General features: G+C 71.3%; 18 protein-coding genes and 1 riboswitch. Of the genes, 6 read left to right on the forward strand and 12 right to left on the reverse strand.

All coding sequences use genetic code 11. The features are described 5' to 3' along the window. Window positions 1–3 precede the first annotated feature (3 nt). From EMA17_RS17360 to EMA17_RS51810, 3 genes are all read right to left on the reverse strand, one after another. Window positions 4–1,047, reverse strand: coding sequence for an Acg family FMN-binding oxidoreductase (locus EMA17_RS17360; RefSeq protein ID WP_246126733.1), 1,044 nt, complete (start codon window positions 1,045–1,047; stop codon window positions 4–6). 171 nt (window positions 1,048–1,218) lie between these two features. Continuing rightward, window positions 1,219–3,840, reverse strand: a complete 2,622-nt coding sequence (locus EMA17_RS17365; protein WP_246126734.1) for a cation-translocating P-type ATPase — start codon at window positions 3,838–3,840, stop codon at window positions 1,219–1,221. A gap of 651 nt (window positions 3,841–4,491) precedes the next feature. After that, window positions 4,492–5,178, reverse strand: a complete 687-nt coding sequence (locus tag EMA17_RS51810) for a TetR/AcrR family transcriptional regulator (protein ID WP_218042883.1) — start codon at window positions 5,176–5,178, stop codon at window positions 4,492–4,494. Window positions 5,179–5,612: 434 nt separating this feature from the next. Here EMA17_RS51810 and EMA17_RS54100 point away from each other — a divergent pair, with 434 nt between their 5' ends. The 5 genes from EMA17_RS54100 to EMA17_RS17395 all read left to right on the forward strand — a co-directional run bounded on the left by EMA17_RS54100 (window position 5,613) and on the right by EMA17_RS17395 (window position 10,992). After that, window positions 5,613–6,611, forward strand: a complete 999-nt coding sequence (locus EMA17_RS54100; RefSeq protein ID WP_160161438.1) for a VOC family protein — start codon at window positions 5,613–5,615, stop codon at window positions 6,609–6,611. Beyond that, entirely contained in the window at window positions 6,608–7,519 is a 912-nt protein-coding gene (locus EMA17_RS17380; RefSeq protein ID WP_126637959.1) for a fumarylacetoacetate hydrolase family protein, read from the forward strand. The genes EMA17_RS54100 and EMA17_RS17380 overlap by 4 nt, the downstream gene beginning before the upstream one ends. Then, entirely contained in the window at window positions 7,516–9,144 is a 1,629-nt protein-coding gene (gene mhpA, locus EMA17_RS17385; protein WP_126637960.1) for a bifunctional 3-(3-hydroxy-phenyl)propionate/3-hydroxycinnamic acid hydroxylase MhpA, read from the forward strand. Before EMA17_RS17380 ends, mhpA begins: the two co-directional genes overlap by 4 nt. Window positions 9,145–9,363: 219 nt before the next feature. After that, complete coding sequence (locus EMA17_RS51815; RefSeq protein ID WP_160161439.1) at window positions 9,364–10,029, forward strand: hypothetical protein; 666 nt, start codon at window positions 9,364–9,366, stop codon at window positions 10,027–10,029. Between the two features lie 204 nt (window positions 10,030–10,233). Further along, window positions 10,234–10,992, forward strand: a complete 759-nt coding sequence (locus tag EMA17_RS17395; RefSeq protein WP_246126735.1) for an MIP/aquaporin family protein — start codon at window positions 10,234–10,236, stop codon at window positions 10,990–10,992. A gap of 667 nt (window positions 10,993–11,659) precedes the next feature. Here the strand turns inward: EMA17_RS17395 and EMA17_RS17400 are convergent. The 7 genes from EMA17_RS17400 to mgtA all read right to left on the reverse strand — a co-directional run bounded on the left by EMA17_RS17400 (window position 11,660) and on the right by mgtA (window position 18,789). Then, window positions 11,660–12,376, reverse strand: a complete 717-nt coding sequence (locus tag EMA17_RS17400) for a cation efflux transmembrane domain-containing protein (protein ID WP_126637962.1) — start codon at window positions 12,374–12,376, stop codon at window positions 11,660–11,662. Continuing rightward, window positions 12,373–12,711, reverse strand: coding sequence for an ArsR/SmtB family transcription factor (locus tag EMA17_RS17405; protein WP_126637963.1), 339 nt, complete (start codon window positions 12,709–12,711; stop codon window positions 12,373–12,375). The genes EMA17_RS17400 and EMA17_RS17405 overlap by 4 nt, the downstream gene beginning before the upstream one ends. A 232-nt stretch (window positions 12,712–12,943) precedes the next feature. After that, window positions 12,944–13,399, reverse strand: coding sequence for a thioredoxin family protein (locus EMA17_RS52945; protein WP_174861388.1), 456 nt, complete (start codon window positions 13,397–13,399; stop codon window positions 12,944–12,946). Window positions 13,400–13,666: 267 nt separating this feature from the next. Continuing rightward, entirely contained in the window at window positions 13,667–14,404 is a 738-nt protein-coding gene (locus tag EMA17_RS17415; RefSeq protein ID WP_126637964.1) for a DUF4118 domain-containing protein, read from the reverse strand. Window positions 14,405–14,675: 271 nt separating this feature from the next. Then, the gene (locus EMA17_RS17420; protein ID WP_126637965.1) at window positions 14,676–14,999 is read right to left on the reverse strand and encodes a hypothetical protein; all 324 of its coding nucleotides are present in this window, start codon (window positions 14,997–14,999) and stop codon (window positions 14,676–14,678) included. Window positions 15,000–15,222: 223 nt separating this feature from the next. Further along, window positions 15,223–15,951 (reverse strand): MgtC/SapB family protein, encoded by a 729-nt coding sequence (locus EMA17_RS17425; RefSeq protein ID WP_126637966.1) that lies wholly within the window; start codon window positions 15,949–15,951, stop codon window positions 15,223–15,225. A gap of 120 nt (window positions 15,952–16,071) precedes the next feature. Beyond that, the gene (gene mgtA, locus EMA17_RS17430) at window positions 16,072–18,789 is read right to left on the reverse strand and encodes a magnesium-translocating P-type ATPase (protein WP_126637967.1); all 2,718 of its coding nucleotides are present in this window, start codon (window positions 18,787–18,789) and stop codon (window positions 16,072–16,074) included. Between the two features lie 457 nt (window positions 18,790–19,246). Next, window positions 19,247–19,421: riboswitch (M-box (ykoK) riboswitch) on the reverse strand. Window positions 19,422–19,521: 100 nt separating this feature from the next. On the opposite strand from mgtA, the gene EMA17_RS17435 reads away from it, so the two are divergent. Next, a complete protein-coding gene (locus EMA17_RS17435) occupies window positions 19,522–19,896 on the forward strand; it encodes an ArsR/SmtB family transcription factor (protein ID WP_246126736.1) in 375 nt (124 codons plus the stop codon). A 47-nt stretch (window positions 19,897–19,943) separates the two neighbouring features. Here EMA17_RS17435 and EMA17_RS17440 read toward each other — a convergent pair whose 3' ends face one another. Continuing rightward, window positions 19,944–21,101: an epoxide hydrolase family protein gene (locus EMA17_RS17440; protein WP_126637968.1), complete on the reverse strand. Its 1,158-nt coding sequence runs from the start codon at window positions 21,099–21,101 to the stop codon at window positions 19,944–19,946. Between the two features lie 156 nt (window positions 21,102–21,257). After that, window positions 21,258–22,070, reverse strand: a complete 813-nt coding sequence (locus tag EMA17_RS17445) for a hypothetical protein (protein WP_126637969.1) — start codon at window positions 22,068–22,070, stop codon at window positions 21,258–21,260. Window positions 22,071–22,246: the final 176 nt, after the last annotated feature.

Consider the following 22,246-nt stretch of genomic DNA (forward strand, 5'->3'; position numbering starts at 1 on the left):
CGATCAGGCCCGGCCCGCTCCCGTTCCCGTACCGGTTCCGTTCCGGGCCTTCGTGCCGGCGTCGCCCGCGGCCGACCGCAGTGTCTCCGCCACGGGCCGGCGAGGGGTCGGGGCCCCGGGAGGCCCGTACCCCATCCGCAGCACCATCTGGACGTGGCCGGGGCCGGTCCGCGGGTTGCGCAGGGTCGCGCGGGTATCCGGCCATTCGACGGCCTGGTGCAGGACCGACATGCGCAGGCCGTGGACGGTCGCCAGGAGCCATGCCCGTTCCATGGCCTGACCCGTGCGCAGCCAGTCCTCCGGACGGTCGAAGCGTGTGGTGAGGGTGGCCACCCGGGGCAGTGCCTCGAAGTGCCGCGTCGAGGTGGGAAAGGCGGGCGGGTGCCCGGTGAAGGCGCGCACCGGTACCCGGGCGTCGTGGTCCTGCGGGCCCAGGGCCGCATAGGGGATGCCGTCGGTGGTGAGCTCCTCGACGCGCAGCCACGTGCGGGTTTCCGCCTGTCGGGCGAGGTCCGCGGCCGTGCGTCGTTCGGCCTCGGCCGTCAGGTTCAGGACGCGGCGTGCGTCGGTCTCCTCCAATACGTCCAGGACGACGCCTTCCGCCTCGGCGGCGGTGACGAGTTCACCGACCAGGCGCTCCGGCACGTCACGGTCGGTGAACGGCAGTCGACTGGAGTGCCGATCACCGATCGCCGGGTGGAGGTCCGGGCCGTACGGGTGTGGGTCGTGGGTGAACCGACCGAGATCGAGCACGGCCGCCGGAGCCGGTCCGCTCTCGTGAGGCAGCAGCGTCACGCGCGGATCCCGTCCCAGTCGTCCGGCGGCGACGCGCACGTTGAACACCGCCGCACCGACCGAGATATGCAGGGCCCGGCCGTCGGGATCGGTGAGGGGGACGGCACGCGTCCTGTCCGCGTACACCGCGATCCCGCGACCGTCACTCGTGGGGCGGAAGTACCACGGTTGGCTGTTGTGGAGCGAGGGTGCCGCACCGCCCGCGGCAGCCAGATACCGCACGTCGGCGGGACTCAGGGATGCGTTGGCCATGTCGATCTCTCCCCACGGCCCATCGGTGCGGCCGAATACCGGGAACGGCGCGTCGGGGCCGCTGTCGCGGGGCCGGCGCCGGATACGACCAGTCTCGGCGATCCCGAGCGGGGGCCACAAGGCCGGACGCCCCGAAGGGCCCGGGCCATGGGTCCCGCATCCCACTCGGCGCTATCCGCGGGTTCGCGGCCGGCGCGCCGCGATCCATCGGTCGGCGCGGGCGGCGAGGAAGCCGAGGACGGCGCCCGCGAGCGGGATCGGGAGGTCCCCGGCGGGGAGGGCGTGTGTGCCCAGCAGGTCCCGCAACATCGGCACGTACACCCCGGCCAGGCCCAGGGCGGCGGAGGCGAGGACCGTGATCGGCAGGAACGGGTTGTCGCGGGTGAGCAGCCGGGTCCGCAGGCCCGTGACGACACCGAGCTGCGCGCCGAGCAGGGTCAGGAAGAGCAGGCTCTGCCAGGCTCGTCCGGTGTGGTCGCCCCACGCGCCGGCGGCGAGGCCCACGGCGGTGACGCACAGGCCCAGTCGCAGGACCCGCTGCCACAGGCCGTCGCCGAGAATGCTCTGCTCGGGTGGGCGGGGTGCGCGCGTCATCGTGCCGGGGCCGGCGGGTTCGGCACCGAGGGCGACGCCGGTCAGGCCGTGGGTGAGCAGATTGATCCACAGGATCTGGGCGGCGAGCAGCGGCAGCGGCAGTCCCAGGAGCGGTCCGAGCAACATCACGGCGATCTCGGCGGCGCCTCCGGAGAGGCCGTAGACGAGGAAGCGGCGGATGTTGTCGTAGACGCGCCTGCCCTCCTCCACCGCGACGACGACGGTCCCGATCTCGTCGTCGGCCAGGACCAGGTCCGCCGCCTGGCGGGCCACCTCCGTGCCGCGTCCACCCATGGCGACCCCGATGTCGGCCCGGTGCAGGGCGGGACCGTCGTTGACACCGTCGCCGGTCATCGCGGTGACGTCGCCCCGGGTACGCCAGGCCTGAATGATCGCCGGCTTCTGCTCCGGAGTCGTTCGGGCGAACACCCGTGCGGCGGTGGGATCGGGTGCGGGGTCGTTGCTCAGGTCGGCGCCGGTCAGGACGGTGGTGTCGCCGTCCCGCAGGATGCCCAGACGAGTGGCGACGGCCCGTGCGGTGGACGGGTGATCGCCGGTGATCATCACGGGCGTGATGCCCGCGTCCCGGCATGCGGCGATGGTGGCGCGGGCGGCCTCCCGGGGCGGATCGCTGATCGCGATCAGACCGAGCAGGGACATGCCTTCCTCCGCGTCCTCCGCGCGGTCGGGTACGACGTCGAGACGGCGGGTCGCCACGGCCAGGACCCGGTACCCGTCGGCCGCCAGGAGGTCGGCCTCGTAGCGCGCCGCGTGCAGGCGGTCGGGGTCGGTGGTGACGAAGCGCGGACTCAGGACGACCTCCGGGGCGCCCTTGAGGACGGCCCGAAAGCGGCCGTCGTGGTCGCGGTGCACGGTGGTCATGCGTTTGCGGTCGCTGTCGAAGGGAGCCTCCGCCACCCGGGGGTGCTCCTCGCGCAGCGTGGTGTCGTCGATCCCGACCTTGCCGGCGGCGGCGAGCAGGGCCGCCTCCGTCGGATCCCCGAGCGCCGACCACTCGGGGTCCGTTCCCGGGGGTACGAGCGTGGCGTCGTTGCACAACGACGCCGCGGTGAGCAACTCGCGTATCTCCGGGGCGGAACCTTCGTCGAGCGGTCGCCCGTCGACGAGCACCCGGCCCTCGGGCGCGTAGCCCGTACCGGTGAGTTCGGCCGCCGTCCGGGCGGTCCATACCCGTTCGGCGACCATGCGGCCCTCGGTCAACGTGCCGGTCTTGTCCGTGGCGAGCACCGTGACGGACCCGAGCGTCTCGACGGCGGGCAGGTTGCGGACGATGGCGTGCCGCGCCGCCATCCGCCGCGCGCCCAGGGCCAGTCCCAGGGTGACCACCGCCGGCAACGATTCGGGGACCGCGGCGACCGCCAGACTGATCGCGGTGACCGCCATCGACTCGGTCGGCTCTCCCCGTACCAGGCCCAGGACGAAGACGAGCAGACACAGGCCGACGACCACGGCGGCGAGCACCCGTCCGAGGTGAGCGAGTCTGCGCTGCAACGGGGTCGGTCCGGGGCGGTCCCGCATCAGGGCGGCGATGCGCCCCAGGGCACTGTTCGCGCCGGTCGCGGTGACCTCGGCCAGCGCCCGGCCGCGCATGATCACGGTGCCGGCCCGGAGCACGTTGTCGGCGGTGGTCTCACCGGCCGGATCGAGTGCGGACTTGTCCACCGGCACCGATTCGCCGGTCAGGGCGGCCTCGTCGACGAGCAGGCCCGACGCCTCGTACAGGACGGCGTCGGCGGGCACGATGTCGCCTTCGTCCAGCCGGACGATGTCGCCGGGGACGAGATCCGCGGAGGCCACCTCGCCTTCGGTCCCCTCGCGCAACACCCGCACGGTCGGCACCGACAGGTCCGACAGGGCCGTGACGGCCCGGTCGGCGCGGATCTCCTGAACGACGCCGACCAGGGTGTTGACCGCGACGACGAAGAGGATGACCGCCGTGTCGGCCGCATCCCCGGTCAGCGCGGTCAGGACGGCGGCGGCCAGGAGCACCAGGATCAGCGGATCACGCAATTGGGCCGTCACGCGCGTCCGCACCGGAGTACGCCGCGCCTGTCGGACGACGTTGGGGCCGTGTACGGCGCGCCGCTCGCCCACCTGCTCGCGGGTCAGCCCACGAACGAGAGGGGGGTGCTTCGCCGACGAGGTCGACGAGGTCGGGGCAGGGGGCGTCTGGGGCACGGTCGTTCACCGATCTGTGGAATTCGTCCCGCGGGCGACGGCTCGCGGGGCATGGGTCGACGGCGGCCCGGCCGATCGGATGTGCGGGAGGCGGCCGACCCGATGTACCGAGGGCGAAATCACCGCCGGCATCGGTCGCGGTCGGCGTCCCGCCCGCGCTCCGGCGGTCCGGCCACGACCCGGACAGGTCGCGTGCGCGATCACCGGGACGGCGATGCCGCCGGTGGTCATCGACTCCCTGATCAAGGACGACCGCCGACCCGAGCCCGGGACGACCATCGTCGCGTCGGCGGCCTGCTCCCGCAGGACGACGACACCGTGTCGTTTGTCGACGGGGGCCTGGGTGACCTCGGGCCCCGGCGGTCCGGCGCATGGATCGAGGCGCGGGCGAAGTCGGCGACGTTCGGCCTTCTCGGCAGCCCACGGGACCGCGCGTCGGCCTCCGTCGGTGCTCTCGACCCCGACGGCCACGGGTGCCGATTCCTCGAAGGTGCTCACCACGCGTTCCTCTCCGAACGAACCGACCCGTCTCGTCGGCTCCTTCGCCCGACTCTGCTCCCGACCGCCGTCGACGGGCAGGGCCGTTGGACCCGACGGGTGCGACGAAGGACCCCGGGTCGCGCGATCCTCGGCGGACCGCGACACGCCGGGTCAGAGGATGGGAAGGATGAACCCCAGGCAGTCGTCGACGTGCCTCACCGGCCGTGTCTCGTCCGAGCCGCTCCATTCGATGAGTGCCGTGTCGACGGCCGTGGCGACAAGTGCGGCCAGGCAGGACAGTTCACCTTCGGTGTAGGCCGTTCTCGAGTCGGCGGCGATGAAGGCGCCGACGACTCGGGCGAGGGGGTCTCGCCCATAGGCTCGTTTCACCTGCAGGCCGGGGTTGTCCCGGACGAGCCGAAGGCGGGTTCGGAGAATGCCCAGTTCGCTTTCGGGAAGGGCCAGGGCCGCCTCGATGGACGCCTTGAGCCGTGCCGAGACCGAGCCCTGCCGCGGGGACTGTTCGAGCTGCGCGGAGAGCCGGCACGACAGGTCGTCGAGTCCTTCCCAGACGATCTGTTGTTTCGTGGGGTAGAAGCGGGCCAGGCTGGACCGGCTGATCCCCACGGCGGCTGCGATCTGCGCCGTCCCGACCTCTTCGAACCCGAGTTCCTCGAAAAGGGCCAGTGCGACGTCTCGCACGCGGAAGCGGTCGATGTGCGCCGGCCGTCCCCTGGTGGCGTTCCGAGTCAAGGTTCCCTCCAGATTATAGAACAGCGCCTCATTAACCCTATCCTCTCGCGGCGGCGAGATGGCGGGCGGCGTCGGCGGGGCACCCGCCGACGCCTGCTGTGGCACGGCGGTCCGAATGCACTCACGCGCGGATCCCCCCTGCCCGACTGCCGTCTGTGTCGACCTGCCGGCTTCCGGGGTAGCCGCCCCGCCCTCCGGCCCGCCGAACCTCGGGCCCGGCGGACAGGCTCTCCGGGCTCGCCCGGGCATCCCCGAGACGCGGAGGTCGCCACCCCTTCCCCATTATCGGACAGCGTGCTAAAAATGCTTCCGCGAGCTCGCGGCGAACACCGCTCCGCATCCGGGCCCGCTCTGCCGGAGCGGGGGCGGGGGCACCCCGATGTCCCCGTGACGGCGAGGTATCCCGCGTGGGAAGGCTCCCGGCCGAGTGATCGCCGGACGCGACGTCGTGCGCATCCCCGCGACCCCGATCCCCAGGAAACCCAACGGCATACGGCGTCTCGACGAAGCACGCCCACGACCAGCAGAAAGGGATGGAGATGGACCATCTCGTCGCGCACCTCGCGCACGTCGAAATCCGCACACCCACACTCGAGGAGAGCGTCGCTTTCTTCCACGACCTGATCGGCATGGAGGTCGTCCTCGAACACGGCGATTCGGTCTTCCTCAGGACATGGGGCAACTACCTCCCCTACGACCTGATCCTCACGCGGAGCCCGACGACGGGCCTCGGCCACATCGGATGGCGGGCCAGGAGCGCCGAAGCCCTCGATCTCGCGGCGCGGCGGCTCGGCGCGGACAACGGGGGCCTGGGCTGGCAGGAACCGGCCCCCCGACAGGGAAGGGCGTATCTCTTCGTCGGGCCCAACGGGCAGAAGCAGAAGCTCTTCTGGGACGCCGAGCACTACCGGGCACCTCGGCACCTGGCCTCGCCGCTGCCCACCCGCCCGCAGCGCAACCCCGCCCGCGGTGTCGCGGCGCGCCATCTCGACCACGTGAACTTCCCCTCCGCGGACGTGCTCGGGGACGCGCGGTGGTACGAGAGAAACCTCGGCGTCTTCCTCACCGAATGGACGGAGGTGCCCGAGGGAGGCCCGGCCATCTTCGCGACCCTGTCCACCGGTGCGGCGTTCCAACTGGCCTTCCTGCGCGACGACTCCGGGTACCGGGGCCGGTTCCACCACTTCGCCCTGCAGGTCGACGAGCGCGCCGATGTCCTCCGTGCCGCCGAGATCTTCCGCGAGGCCGGAGTCCCGATCGAATGGGGCCCGGGACGCCATGGGCACGGGGAGTCCTTCTCGGTCTACGTGCGCGAACCCGGGGGAATGCGTCTGGAGATCGTTTCCCCCGGCCTTCAGCGCATCGCTCCGGACCACAAGCCGGTCAAGTGGGCTCCGGCCCAGGGATCCTCCGACTTCCACCTCAGCAACCCGCTGCCGGAGGCGTTCCTCGAAGTCCTGCCGGCCGTCTCGACCACCGACCGACCAGCGTCCGCCATCGACGTGGCCGGACTCGGAAACCCCTGGGGCAACCTGTGAGATTCGCAAACGTCAACGGCCGCTCCACCCTCGTCACGGGCAGCGCCACCGGCATCGACCTGGCCCGCGCCGCCGGGGACGAGAGCCTCGCCGACCCGCACACGGCGCTGTCCCGATGGGAGGAGGTCACCGCGCGGGCGGGCGGGCTCGACCGCGCCTCGCTTCCCCCCGGGGCGAGCGTCACCTGGAGCGAGAACGACCTCCTGTGCCCCTCGCCCGCACCCGGGCAGATCATCTGCATCGGCCTCAACTACGTGAGCCACGCGGTCGAGTCCGGCCTCGCCATTCCCGAGCACCCGTTCGTGTTCGCGAAGTTCGTGTCCGCCCTCGCGGGCCCGTTCGGGCCGGTCACCATCGTCGACGACACGGCCGACTGGGAGGCCGAGGTGGTCGTGGTGATCGGCAGGACCGCCCACCGGGTTCCCGAGTCCGAGGCGTGGGGCCATGTGGCGGGCATCACCGCCGGCCAGGACATCTCCGACCGGGCGGTGCAAAACCGGCTGGGAGTGAACAGCCGGCCCACCTTGGGCAAGTCCCGCCCCGGTTACGGCCCGGTCGGGCCGTTGATCGCCACACCGGACGAGTTCGACGATCGGGACGACATCGGCATCACCTGCACCGTCAACGGTGAGATTGTCCAGAGCGGGTCCACCGGGGACCTCATCTTCGATATCCCGAAGGTGGTCGCCTACCTCTCCGACATCGTCGTGCTGCGGCCCGGCGACCTGATCTTCACCGGAACCCCCTCGGGAGTCGGCATCGGCCGCACGCCTCCGCGTTTCCTGACCGACGGGGACGTCCTCGAAACCACCGTCGAGGGGGTCGGGACCATGCGCCACGAGGTGTGTGCGCAAGGGCCCGGTCCGGCCGGAACGAAGGCCGCGACCCGGTCCGGGAGCACACGATGAACGCGCCGTCGATCGACCTGGACGTCTGCGTCGTCGGATACGGCCCGGTGGGCCAGACGCTGGCGGCCCTGCTCGGGCGCAAGGGCTGGAAGGTCGGCGTGTACGAGCGCTGGGAACTGCCGTATCCGCTTCCCAGGGCCGGGCACGTCGACGACGAGATCGTCCGGGTCCTCCAGTCCATCGGCGTCGCCGACCTGTTCGAGGTACGGGCCGTCCCGGCCACCGAGTACGACTGGGTCGACGGCAAGGGAGACCTCCTCTTCCGGATCGACTGGAGCAAGCCCACCACGTCGTCCTGGCGGTCCGACTACATCTTCTACCAGCCCGATCTCGAAGCCCTGCTCTCGCAGGCGGCCGAGGCCCACGAGAACGTCTCCGTCCACCGGGGCTGGGAAGCGGTCGGCCTCGAACAGCACGAGGACCGGGTGGAGGTGACCTTCCGCGGCGGGACGCAGGACGGACACGGATGGGAACCGAACGGCGCCACCACGACCGTCCACGCCCGCTACGTCGTCGGTGCGGACGGAGCCAACTCGTTCGTCCGGAAAGCTGCCGGCATCACCTGGGACGACTTCGGATTCTCCGAGACGCTCTCCATCGTGGACGTCAGACTCCACGAACCGGACCTGAAGATCGCGATGCCGGCCTCCGGTCAGATGTGCGACCCCGAGCGTCCCGTGACCCTCTTTCGCTGGCTGGCCCGCGAGCACGCCCGGTGGGAGTTCATGCTGATGCCGGGGGAGGACCCCGCCGAACTCGTCGGCGAGGCAAGCTGCTGGAGCAAGCTCGAACGCTGGGGCGTCACCCCCGAGAACGCGACGCTGATCCGACGGACCCTCTACACCTTCAACTCCCTGGTCGCCCACGACTTCGTCGCCGGCCGCGCGATCCTGGCCGGCGACGCCGCGCACCTCATGCCGCCGTTCCTGGGACAGGGGATGTGCTCGGGAATCCGCGACGCCGCCAACCTCGCCTGGAAGCTGGACCTGGTCCTGGACGGCACCACCCCGGACGACATCCTGGAGACCTACACGCGGGAACGACGGGACCACGTCCGCGAGATCACCCGGATCGCGATCACGCTGGGCGCGGTCCTGTGCGAGACCGACCCGCGGAAGGCGGCCGCCCGGGACGCCGCGATCCGCCGGGACGGGCCGCCGCCCGTGCCCCCGCTGCCGGCCCTGACGACGGGCTTCCTCGGCGAGGCCGACGGCGATTCCGGCGCGCGAGGCCGGCTCGGAGTACAGGGCCTCATCGTCCACGAGGACAGGGTCAGGCGGTTCGACGACGTCGCGGGATCGGGCTGGACGTTGTTCTGCGCCGACCGCGCCCTCGCCGAGGACGCCCGCCGGGTCCGTGACGCCGCGTCCGGCTTCGTCGGGATCAACGTGGTCTACGTCTCCAGGGCCCCCGTGGACTTCCCGGGCTCCTACGTCGACTTCGACGGTACGTACGACCGATGGTTCGCCTCCTCGAACGCGCGGGCGATCCTCGTCCGTCCCGACTTCTACACCTACGGACAGGCGAACACCTCCGCGGAGGTGACGGATCTCCTCACCGAAATGATCGGCCGGCTACGGAACCCCCTGGACGCCGCGCCCGGTACGGGCCGTACGGCCCGGTAGCCGACGACACCGACCACCAGGTTGCCCGCGCCCGCGCCCGCGTCGTGGCGGAGTCGGTCCGGCCGGCGTCGAGAGTCCGTCGCCTGCCGCGTCCGCGCGCACGATGTACCGCCCGCCCCCGCCTCATCGAACCGGAGAATTCCTCTCCGGTTATGTTATGGTTTAGAAGCAGAGAAAAACTCTCCGCTTAGGGTTTCATCTTGTCGAAAGGAGCACGCCATGAACGGCGCGCTGACCGTCCGGACCGTGATCGACGGCACGGAGTACACGCGGGACGACGTCCGCCGGTGGGAACTGGACCGTGCCCGGAACGCGCTCGCCCTGCTCAAGAACCGGATCGGCGACGAGTCGATGCGGGAACTGCTCGCCGAGGACCTCCTGGTGGCGGACGAGATCATGGCCCCGCTGCCGGACGCCTCGGGCGGCGTCTGGCGGTCCGCCGTGACCGAGATGGAGATCGGCGGGATCACCGCCGAGGAGTTCCTGACCTGGTGGCAGGGCCGGCTCGCGAGCGCCGACCGGACGGCGTTGCTCTCGGCCAACCCCGAGCACTACCTCGCCAACTCCGCCGACGGGGTGGTCGAGATCGTCGAGACCATCGGCTCCGGGCCGCTGCGCTTCTTCCTCACCTTCCACGACGGCGTCGAGATCGAGGACGAGGGCCACGAAACCTACCCCGTGCGGATCGGCGGCACCGGACGGCTCACGGACGGCACCGAGATCTGCCGCGTCATGCACGAGTTCGGCGACGGTCCGAACGGCCTGCGCATCCGCCTGACGATCCAGTTCCCGACACACGCCCCCGAGCACGTCTTCACCGGCCACCAGTGGCACTTCGCCTGCGAATTCCTCAACTGGCTGGAGGCCGCGCACACCGCCCGCTGACGACGGCCGAACGGCGGTGGGGAACCTCCCGCGCTGCCGGGTTCCCCACCCCGCGCCCCCGCCGGCACGCACCAGACACCATCGAGGTCACCCCTCATGCGGCTCGGAAAACCACCCCCGAATCCGGACCCGCCCTCCTGCACGTCGCTTCCCCCGAAGTCCTCCCCGGCCTCTTCCCCGTCAGGGCCCGCCCGCCCCGGCCGAGTGCCCACGGTCGGCCCGCCCCGACACACCCTGCGGCGAGCCGCACACGAGTTCGGCCTCACCGCGCTGCTGCTCTTCCTCGTCGTCACCGCGATGCGATGGCTGCTCGCGCCCGACTCGCCCGCGGCGATCGGGGACCCGGACCTCGCCCCGGTCGTACTCGGCGCACTCGTCGGCGTGCTGCTCACCGCGCTCATCCTGTCGCCTTCCGGGCGGTACTCCGGCGGACACCTGAACCCCGCCGTCACCGTGGCCCTATGGCGTCTCGGAGCGTTTCCCGGGCGGGCCGTCCTCCCGTACATCGCCGCCCAGGCGGCCGGATCCCTGGCCGGCACCGCGCTCGGCGGCCTCCTTTGGGGGACCACTGCCCGCCACGCCCCCATCGCGTACGCGGCCGTGGTGCCCGCGCCGACCTGGAACGCCGCCGCGGTGCTCGCCGCGGAAGCCGGAGCCATCGCCGTCGTGACGCTCATGCTCGGCGCCTTCCTGCGCCGTCCGTCCTCCCTGCCGCTGCTGCCGTACGCCGTGGGCCTGGCCACCGCTCTCATCATCGCGTCACTGGGCTCCCGCAGTGGCGGATCCGCCAACCCCGCACGGCAGTTCGGCCCGGCGCTGCTGTCCGGGAACACCACCCATCTGTGGATCTACCTGTTCGCCCCGGTGATCGGCGCCTTCATCGGCGGGGGCATCCGACACACGCGCGCCGCACCCGCCCACCGGGCGCGGGCCCGCCACGCCCCCGACACGGACTCCGACTGATCGGCCCCGCTCCCGCGTCGGGTCGCCCGGTTCCTTTCGGGACGGCGGTTCGGGCTTACTGCGAATGGGTTCCGCTGGGCAAACCATCGTGTCGGTTATGTTTTTGGGCGAGCGGTCGCGCTTGACCGACATGCGTGGACGATCCCAAGAGCCGTCGCGCTCGCCGGCGCGGACGTCCGTGCGAGCCCTCGCCGAACCACCTTCCCGACCCGGAGACTTCGTCGCCACGGCGTCTCCGGTGACGGGTGAGCCGCCGTCGGCGCGCGGGACTCGGGCACCTCCCGCGCGCCGACCCCCTCTATCTCGCGGGTTCACGACGCCCGCCCGGAGCTTTCGTGGGCGGCGGGACGGATCGGCGTGATCGTCCCAGGGGCGTGATCGAGTCCGCGGTCGGTCGATGTCGTCGGCCATCGGGCCGAGCGGGTGACCATGCGGGCGCGGTGGGCGAGTGAGCGCGCCGCAGCGGTCGCTCCGGCGGCGCGTCGGTGGGTTCGGCGTCGGTGCCGGGCGCGGAGATCGACTTCCCCGGGCTCGGGCGGAACATTGACGGAAGGCTTATGAACGCTTGTGGATGCGCCCCGGGTGTACGTACGTCGCCGCACCGTCGAAGCACCTGATCGCGACGCGACCGAGGGCGCGGCCCGCCACGCCCGCCTGCCGGGATCGGTCAGCGGCAGGAGCAGCCGGCGGGGCATCCGCATGTGTCGCCGCCGGTTTCGGCGGCGGTCTTCGTGGTGGTCGCGGGTGCGCAGCATCCTTGCCCTCGCCAGGCGTTCAGGCCTTCCTTCGTCGCGATCGCGGCGATGACGAGAGCCGCGATCGGGTCCGCCCAGGTCCAGTCGAGGGTGGCGTTGAGGACGAGGCCGAGGAGCAGGACGGCGGACAGGTAGGTGCACAGCAGGGTCTGCTTGGAGTCGGCGACGGCGCTGGCCGAGCCGAGTTCGCGCCCGGCGCGGCGTTGGGCGGCGGACAGGAACGGCATGATCGCGAGGGACAGCGCGGCCAGGGCGATGCCGGTGACGGAGCGGTCCGCCTCGCCGGATCCGGCAAGAGCACGTGCGGCGTCGGCGGCGACGTACGCGGCGAGCACGAAGAACGAGACCGCGATGATCCGCAGGGTCCGCTGTTCGCGGGCTTCGCGCACGTGGTGGTCGCGGGCGGAGAACTGCCAGGCGACCGCCGCGGCGGAGGACACCTCGATGACGGAGTCGAGGCCGAACCCGACCAGCGCGGTCGAGGACGCGACGGTGCCGGCGGTCAGCGCGACGACCGCCTCGACGACGTTGTAGGCGATCGTCGCGGCGACCAACAGCCGTATCCGGCGCGCCAGTGCCTCGCGGCAGGACGGACTCGGGCCCGGGGACAGGGACATGGGGGCGGTCATCGGCAGCAGTCCCGGGTTTCGGCGTCGGGGCAGGAGGGGTTCGCCTCGACCGCCAGGACGGTGGCGCGCAGGCTGTCCAGCGCGGTCGCGAGCCGGGCGTCGGCGAGTTCGTAGCGACTGCGACGCCCGACGGGGACGGCGACGACCAGGCCGCAGTCGCGCAGGCACGCGAGGTGATTCGACAGACGGGTCCGCGAGACGCCGAGCGCGTCGGCGAGATCCGCCGGGTGCGCGGGCGCCTCGCGCAGGGTGAGCAGGATGCGGCAGCGAAGGGGATCCGCGAGGGCCCGCCCGAACCGGGCCAGCACGTCGACATCGGAGGCGAGATGCAACATCCCGCAACAGTACACGGAATCATGAATTCACCAACACCTGAACTCTGGGGATTCGCGACGTTGCCCGTGCACACGAATGCTCGCCCGGTGCGTACGTCCGACCGGAACAGTCGGGCGAGCCCGAGTGCGGCGAAGGCCATGGCGATCGGGAACGGCACGTGGAACGGCGCCATGCGCAGGACTCGGCCGAGGTCGTCGTCGAACTCGGGCACCCGGGAGGCGATCGCGACGATCAGGGTGGTCTCGTTCGACCATCGGTGAGCGGCGGCTTCGTCGCTCGACGGCCGCCCTCGGCCGGAGCCCGCCGGCCTCTCCCGTCCCGCCCGGTCGGCTCCGAGACGCCCTGGTCGGGATGCCCCTGCTCGCGGGCGGCGCGGGATCGCCCGCCCGGCGGGCCGGCGAGGGCTCCGCGCAAGGCCCGAACGTTCGGAGCCCCTTCGGGGCGGCCGTCCGTGTCCCGGTACAGGCGGCACGACAGGCTCGGCATCGCCCCCGGCACCGCGAACGGGTCGATTCCGTCGATCAGCACGGTGGGCGAGCCGGTCATGCCCCGGCGCACGGCCTCCGTCTCGTCCCGCACCTCGACCACGTCGACCTCGACCGCCCGGCCGTCCAGGGCGGCGGCGATCCGTTGCCGTACGACCGGCAGGTTGGGGCAGTGCGGAACAGCCAGAACGGTGATGCGCATCCTGGTGACCTTTCGCCACGTCGGGCCCCGGTGCGGGAAATGTGTCCCGAGGTCACTCGAGAGTCCTCTCCCCGGCCGTCGACGAGCCCGAAACCACTTCCGCAACATCACCCCGTGTCGTCCTCGGGGGCGCGCGCGGCGAACGGCTCGTGGCCGGTACCGGTCGGGGCGGGACCGTGAAGACCCGCCCTTTCCCCGCCCCCGGTGCCGGAAGCGGCGGAGCCGACGCCGTCGTCCGCCCGCAAGTGACGGAGCGCCGAACCGGGTTCAGCGCGCGGCGTGTTCGAAGGCGCTGCCGACCTGGTCGGCGAGGGTGACCGCGACCAGGCGGGCCCGCAGGGACGGCCGGGAGTCGGGCGTGGGGTCGAGCATGAAGCGGCCGTGGAAGTGGTCGCCCCGGTATACGCGCAGTTCGATCTCCTCGGCGGGTAGGCCGTGTCGGTCGACGTCCCGGGCGCACGGTCCGACGGATACCGACCCGTCCTGTTCCAGGCGCGGGGGCCGGCCGATGAGCCTGCCGTATTCGAACCGGCAACCACGCAGGTCGAGGAGCGCGATCAGGTGGGCCCCGACCGCGTCGACCACGGCGTCCGGCGACGTGGACGAGCGGGTGACGTCGGCGACGTCGCGGACGCGGGAGCGGTGATCGGCGTCGGTGCGGGCGATCATCTGCAGGCGACGGGCACGGGCGGCGATCCGCGAGACCGCCAACCCGACCAGGAGCAGCAGCACCGCCATCAGCACGTCGGCCGAGCGGGCGATGCCGAGGCTCCCATAGGGCCTGGAGAAGAAGAAGTCGAACCACAAGGTGGCCGACAGGGCGGTGAGCGCCCCGGCGAGCCGATGGCCGTTCGCAGCCACCGCGACCACGACCACGACCATGCACAGGGCCACGTTCACGCTCGCGAAATGCGCCCGGAACGGCGCCAGTATCCCCGCGACCGCCACCGGCACCACCACGGCCGCGATCACCGCCACCCGGTCCCGGCGGGGATATCGAGGCATCACCGAACACCTCCATCCACGGAATCACACGGCTCGTCGGTCGCCGAAGCCGGCCGCCGCACTGCCGTCGACACCCTTGCCGTGACCAACCGTGCGGTGGATTGCCAGAGTATGTCCCCGTATCCGAATGGACGCGACGACGCGGCGTCAAGGCAGCGACAAGGTTTTCGGCCGTACCACCAAAGGTGTGACAACGCTCGCCGGAACGGCTGCGCTTGACGCTCACAGGTGACAACCGGGCGGCAGCGGCGCCGCGTTGGTGGCGCTTCGGCTACGCGAACGGGTCGGGAGGACTGTTTCGTGTGCTGCGGTATCCACCGGAAACCGGCGAGCGTCCGCCGTCGTCGGCATCGAATTCCGTATCGAATTCCATGGTGACAGGCGAGGCGGCGCCCGCGGTGAGCGACTCGGCCGCCCGTAGGAGGTCGTGCAACGCCTTCGACACCACCTCCAGTTCACGCGCCAGTCGCTCTTCGGAGGGTTCGTGGAACAGTCGAGTCGCGCGCCAACGCATGGTCCGAAGACGGTGGTGAGCGGATTCGACCGCCGTGCGCAACCCTTCGAGATGCTCTCGACGAACGGGGTCCGAAGGCACCGGAGGCCCTCCTTCGCAGTAGCGATTGCCGCAGTGTTCGGCCGAGTCGACGAATCCGGCCGGTGACGGAGCCCAGGACGTCGACCCGGACTCGGGGCTGTCGGACCGGAGCATTCCCGACGATGGAGACTTCCGCCGCGTTACCGAGCGGTCCATACGTCGCGCATACGCAACGAGACCGCATTCGAACAAGCTCTTGACCCCGCACCAGACTGCATCGCGTTCAGGACGAGGTGGCTCGTTCGTCCGTGTTCGAGTGGTCTTCGGTGACGTGCCAGTGCAGGTCGCGGACGTCCGGGGTGAGGGACAGGCGGGCGACGAGTTGTTCGAGCACGGTTCCGACCGGGCCGGTGACGACGAGGACGGCCTCCAGGCGGGCCGTGTCCGCGTCGTCGCGGCGCACGCTCAGGCCCAGGATCAGGATGTCGGGTGTGTCGAGGGCCTGGACGAGCAGGGCCCGCGTCCGAGCCTCGGACGGCCGGTCGCACACGAGGTGGACGGTGGCGGGGGTGGTGATGTCGCCCTCGCCTTGTGGGGCGTGGTCGATCAGGCGTCCGGCGGGCCGCAGCAGCAGGTGTACGGCCAGGACCGCGGCGGTGCCGATGAAGGCGAGGGCCGGTCGGCCGGAGGCGGCGAGGACGCCGACGGCGGCGGAGCACCACAGGGTCGCGGCGGTGTTCAGGCCGCGGACCCCGGCGCCGTCGCGCAGGATGACGCCGCCGCCGAGGAAGCCGATGCCGGAGACCACGTAGGCGGCGATCTGCGTGTTGTTGCCGGTGTCGGTGATGGCCTCGCCGTGGAGGACGAACAGGGTGGCGCCGGTGGCCACCAGGGCGTTGGTGCGCAGTCCGGCCATCCGGGCGCGCCATTGGCGTTCGATCCCGATGAGCGCGCCGCAGCAGACGCCGACCGCGAGCCGGACGAGGAACTCGGTGGTGGTGATGGTGTGCACGGTCGGCACCTCCTCCTCGGGTGTGTGGGTGTGTGGGTGTCGGACGGGGCGGACGCCCGCGGGTCGTCGCCGGCGTGGGGCCCGTCCGGTGCGGGCCCCACGGGTCGAGCCGAACGTGGGCTACAGCCAGGTGCCGTAGCGCCTGATGTAGCGGGTCTTGACGAACTGGGTGAGGGCGCAGTAGGTGAGCAGGGTCGCGGCCAGGATCGGGAAGTACGTCCAGGGCAGGGACTGCATCCGGAGGGTGTCGGCGAGCGGCGAGAACGGCAGGTAGATGCCGATGGCCATGATGACGCCGGTGAGGACCAGGACCGGTGTGGCGGCGCGGGACTGGACGAAGGGGACCTTGCGGGTGCGGATCATGTGCACGATCAGCGTCTGGGAGAGCAGGCCCTCGATGAACCAGCCGGACTGGAACAGGGTTTGTCGCGCCTCGGTGTCGGCGGAGAAGACCCACCACATGACGCAGTAGGTGGTGATGTCGAAGATCGAGCTGATGGGGCCGATGCGCAGCATGAAGCGGGAGAGGTCGTCGGCGGCCCACTTGCGCGGCTTGCGCAGGTACTCCTTGTCCATCTTGTCCCAGGGGATGGACAGTTGCGAGATGTCGTAGCAGAGGTTCTGCACCAGAAGGTGTACGGCGAGCATCGGCAGGAAGGGCAGGAAGGCGGAGGCGACCAGGACGGAGAAGACGTTGCCGAAGTTCGAACTGGCCGTCATCTTGATGTACTTCATGATGTTGCCGAAGGTCCGACGACCCTCGACGACGCCCTGGTCGAGGACCATGAGGTCCTTCTCCAGGAGGATGATGTCGGCGGATTCCTTGGCGATGTCCACCGCGGTGTCGACGGATATGCCGACGTCGGCGTCGCGCAGCGCGGCGGCGTCGTTGATGCCGTCGCCGAGGTAGCCCACGGTGTGCTCGCCGGCCTGGAGGGCGCGGATGATCCGGGCCTTCTGGACCGGGTTGACCTTGGCGAACACCGTGGACTTCTCGGCGAGTTCGCGCAGTTCGTCGTCGTCGAGCGGGTCGATGTCGCGACCGAGCGGGATGTCGCCGACGTCTAGGCCGACCTCGGTGGCGACCTTGCGGGCGACCGGCTCGCTGTCACCGGTGATCACCTTGACCGCGACGCCGTTCTCGTGGAGGGCGGAGATCGCGGCGGAGGCGGAGGCCTTGGGCGGGTCCAGGAAGGCGACGAAGCCGACGAGGGTCAGTTCGGACTCGTCCGCGACACCGTAGCCGGCGCGCGCCGCCGGTACGGAGCGGGTGGCCACCGCGAGCACGCGCAGGCCTTCGCGGTTCTGCGCCTCGGCGACCTCGCGTACTCGCTCGCGGGCCGCGTCGGTGAGCACGATCTCCCGCCGGCCCTCGCGCACCGTGGCGCAGATGTCCAGGATCTCGTCCACCGCACCCTTGGCGATCAGTACGCGGGCACCCTTTTCGCGCTCCAGGATCACCGACATGCGGCGGCGGGTGAAGTCGAAGGGGATCTCGTCGATCTTGGTGAAGCGGGCGGCGGCGAGCAGCCGGTCCCCTTCCTCGACGTGGTCGATGATCGCCCGGTCGAGGAGGTTCTTGAGGCCGGTCTGGAAGGAGCTGTTGAGGTAGGCGTATTCGAGAACCTCGTCGTCCGGTCGCCCGAGGGTGTCGAGGTGGCGTTCGAGGACGATGCGGTCCTCGGTGAGGGTGCCGGTCTTGTCCGTGCACAGCACGTCCATCGCGCCGAAGTTCTGGATGGCGTTGAGGCGCTTGACGATCACCTTGCGCCCGGACATCGCGATCGCGCCGCGAGCCAGGTTGGCGGTGACGATCACCGGCAACATCTCGGGCGTGAGGCCGACGGCCACCGACACCGCGAACAGGAACGCCTCGGGCCAGTCGCCCTTGGTCACCCCGTTGATCACCAGCACGATCGGGGTCATCACCAGCATGAAGCGGATCAGCACCCAACTCACCGACCGCACACCACGATCGAAGCTTGTCTCCGGGCGGGCCCCGGCCAGGTTCTTGGCCATCGACCCGAAGTAGGTCCCCGCCCCGGTCGCGGCCACCACCGCGGTGGCCGACCCGGACACCACAGAGGTGCCCATCAGGCACAGCACGGACGACTCCAGCGGCTCCCCGCCGTCGGCCGCCCGCCCGTCCGCGGCTTTCTCCGCGACCGCGCCGAGCGTGTCGTACTTCTCCACGGGCAACGACTCGCCGGACAACACGGCCTGGGAGACGAACAGGTCCTTGGAGGTGAGCAGTCGGCAGTCGGCGGGGATCATGTCGCCGGCGGCGAGGCGTACGACGTCACCGGGGACCAGGTGCTCGATCGGCACTTCGCGCTCCACCGGGTCGGCGGTGCGGTTGGCGCGGCGTATCACGGTGGCGGTGGTGGTCACCATCGCCTTCAGCGCCTCGGCCGCCTCGGTGGAGCGGAACTCCTGCCAGAACCTGAGGAATACGCTGACCAGGACCATCGTGGTCAGGGTGATCATGCCCTTGAGGTCGTCGGTCAGGAAGAAGACCAGGTCCAGGCAGATCAGCACGACGATGAACGGGTTCTTGACCGTCGACGCCAGTTGTGCGACCCAGTGCGGCGGGCGGTCGTGGCCGACGACGTTCTCGCCGTACTTCTCCAGCCGTTCGACCGCGTCGCGTTCGGTCAGGCCGTGCGTGCCGGTGCGCAGGGTGTGCAGGGTCGTGTCCGTCGGGGCGGCGGCCACCGCGGCGAGTTCGGCGCCGATGCGGGCCGTCGCGGCCCCCAGGGTGTCCCCGCGACGGGCCCTGCGGGCCGGACGCCTGGGCCCCGAACGGCCACGCTCCAGTTCTTCCAGGATCTTGGTCATGAAGTCGTCTCGTCTCTCGGTACGTCCCGACGCCGGCCCGGCCGTGCGCGCGGCGGCCCCGAAACGGCGCGCGTGGGCACACCCGCCCGTGTCACGGGCATGGCGAAGGCTCACTCGGACGTCACGAGGCGGCCCGCGAACGCCGAACGGCGCCGGGGCGGAAGGGAATGAAAAGCGGGAGGTATCGGGGAGGGGCCGTCACGAGCCACCCGGACTCGACCGGCGAACGGGCGAGGCGGGACCGCGAAGCGGCGAGACCGCGAACCGGCGAACCTCCGGGTCGACGCGCTACCGAATCGACGCGCCGTGGTCGGCGCGGGAGTACGGGGAGCAGGGCTGGGGCGGGTTGGTACTACTGCCGCTCGGACTCACTGCTCTCACCTCCTCGCTGCCGAACCGACGATGCGCGGCGCGAGGCATGCCGCTCTCCGCACCCCGACGACGGGGCGGGCGAGGGCGTACACCTCCTCGTCAGAGCTTTGGCACCACGCGGCGTATCCGCCCGATCGGGTCGGGAAGCCACTTGGAGTCACCCCTTGGGCCGGGGAGACCTGTCCTGACCTGGAGCGTCTCTCGACGGGGAAGGTCAGTGGCCTGTGTCCGCGTGGAAGCCTCACCGAACGAGGTGCCACAGCCGTCAGTGAACACCCACCCGTCCTTGATAGTCAAGCGGCCACGCAAGTAACGTGGAGTCACCAGCTACTTTCGCGCCCTACCCGGAGACGCCCGACCGTGACCGATACCCCCGCCGCCGACGACGCGTGCCGGCCTCTCGACGCCCGCACCCTCCAGCAGGCCGCCGCGACCTTCGGCATGCTGGCCGCGACCAACCGCCTCCAGATCATGTGGCTGCTCTCCCAGGGCGAGAGCGACGTGGGCACCATCGCGGACAAGGTCGGCGGCACGGTCGCCACGGTCAGTCAACACCTCGCCAAGCTCAAGCAGGCCGGCATGGTCGGCTCCCGCCGAGAGGGCCGCCGCCGGATCTACGTCCTCGACGACCCGCACATCGCCATCCTGGTCGACCAGGTCGTCGCCCACCAACGCGAACAGGACCTCCGCGGCGGCACGTTCACCGACCGCCTCCCCGGCGGAAAACGCGCCTGAGGCCGCTTGCGGCGGCGCACCACCACCCATCCCGACCCGACGAGGCCCTACCGGTCCTGCTTCCGCAGCGGTCGGAAGAAGTCCCGTAGGTCGCGCGCCAGTTGCTCGGGCTCCTCGTGGGCCATGAAGTGCCCGCCGCGTTCGGGGGTGTGCCACTGCCGCAGGTCGGTGAAGGTGCGTTCGGCGAGGCCGCGTGGCATTCCGCGGAACGCCGCTTCGTTGCTCAGCGTCACGGCGCCGGGCACGGTGATCGGCGGCACCGGCCGGTCGTGCGGCCAGTCGTGGTACTCGCGAAACGACGTGCCGATCGACCCGGTCGTCCAGTAGAGCGTGGCCACCGTCAGCAGCGTGTCGCGGTCCCAGCGCGTCGCCACGTCGCCGCCGCAGTCGCTCCAGTCGCGGTACTTGTCCACGATCCACGCCAGCAGTCCCGCCGGGGAATCGATCAGCGCGGCCGCGACGGTGTCCGGGCGGGTGGACATGATCGCGCTGTAGCCGCCGTCGGCCGCGTCGTACACGGCCAGCGCGTCGAGGAACCGCTGCTCCTCGGGCGTCGGCGGCGCCGCGCCGAAGTCGGTCGGGACCACCGACGAGGTGACCAGCACGCCGGCCACCTCGTTCGGGAACAGCGCGCCGAGCCACTGCGTGACCCCGCCGCCGATGTCGCCGCCCTCGGCACCGAAGCGCGGGTAGCCGAGCACGTCGGTCATGAGCGCGTGCCACGTCCGGGCGACGGCGCGCCGCGTGAACGGGCCGCTCGGCGGCTCGGAGAAGGCGAACCCGGGCAGCGACGGGATCACCACGTCGAACGCGTCCGCCGGGTCTTCGCCGTGCGCGCCCGGGTCGGTCAGCAGTTCGGCGATCCGCAACATCTCCACGAAGCTGCTCGGCCATCCGTGGCTGAGGACCAGCGGCAGCGGCGCCGGTCCTCGGTCCGGGCCCTTGCCGCGCATGTGCACGAAGTGCACCTTGCGGCCGTCGACTTCGGCACGGAAGTGCGGGTACGCGTTCAGTCGGGCCTCGGCCGCCCGCCAGTCGAAGCCGTCCGCCCAGTACGCGACGAGTTCGCGCAGCTCGCCGGGATCGACCCCGGCCGGCCGACGCGCCGCGTTCGTCGCGGTGGTGAACCGAGTGCGTACCAGCCGCTCGCGCAGGTCGTCGAGCACGTGGCCGGGGACCGAGATGTGGAATCGCTCTGTGCTCATGTGTCCTTCGGTGGTTCATCCGCCGGCAGGGCGCGCGTCCCGGTACGACCGGGGCGCGGCCGGCGCGGGCCTCGCGTCGGTAGCTGCCAACGCCGACCGGCCTTCGCTGATTCCGGACGGCCGTGAGCAGGCGGCGCGACGACGCGTGGCGTTCGGTCAGTCGTAGTCGATGTCGCCGCACCCGCCGCCGCATCCCTCGCCGTTCGGCGGCACGGACACCACCGGACGATACGAGTGGGAGGTCAGGATCGCCTCCACGTCCCGGTCCAACCCCGCTCGATCCCGCTCGAGCCGCCGGCAGCAGTGGTCCACCAACTCGGACGCGTCGTTGGCCGCCGGCAGGGAGGCGAGGGCGAACCGGGCGAGCAGCCAGGGCGCCGGCAGGAACGGGACGACCCAGGCGACACGCAGGGCGGGGTGGACGGAATGCGCGTTCAGCGCCGCCGCGCCCGGCACGGTGAGCAGGCACCCACCCATCATGAAGCTCGCCATCCAGATGGCGGCCTCCGCGGCCTGGCGCGACGGTGGGGCGTCGTTCGCGCGCAGATCGTAGAGAAGACGGACGTGGGTGTCACGAACGGCGGCGTAGGGGGCGTGCTCGCCCAACTCGTACGGCTTGTAGCCCTCGTCCGGCAGGAGCCGCGAGAGCGGGAAGAGCGCGGCGGCGCGCACGAGAGGATCGCCCGAGGGCCGCGTCTCGCGGGTGGCCACGGGCGTGACGACGCCCTCGCGCGAGACGTGCACGCGTCCCAGGGCGTGCAGCCGCAGCAGTACCAGCCGGTCGACCAGCACGGTGCCGCCGACGATTCGGGCGGCCTCGTATCCGTTCACGCCCGAACGCACGAGACGGGTCGCGACGTACTCCCGGGTGCGCACTCCGGAGGAGACCACGAGCGCGCACACGCCGTACACCAACGCCCAACACGCCACCAGGACGGACAGCGTGGCGGCCACGGACCCGACGGTCACGACGCGTCACCCCCGGTCCGCGATTCGAACCGGGACGGCGCGAAGACCGCCCCGGCATCGCACGATCACGTCGGCGCGACGGACCCCGGACCGTACCGCCGAGGGGTCGTCGGCCCCGAACACCTTGCCGCACCCGCCCGGGAGGGAACAAGACGCCTCGGCTCGCGCCGTGAGAA

The sequence above is a fragment of the Embleya hyalina genome (assembly GCF_003967355.1).
GTDB classification, from domain to species: Bacteria; Actinomycetota; Actinomycetes; order Streptomycetales; family Streptomycetaceae; genus Embleya; species Embleya hyalina.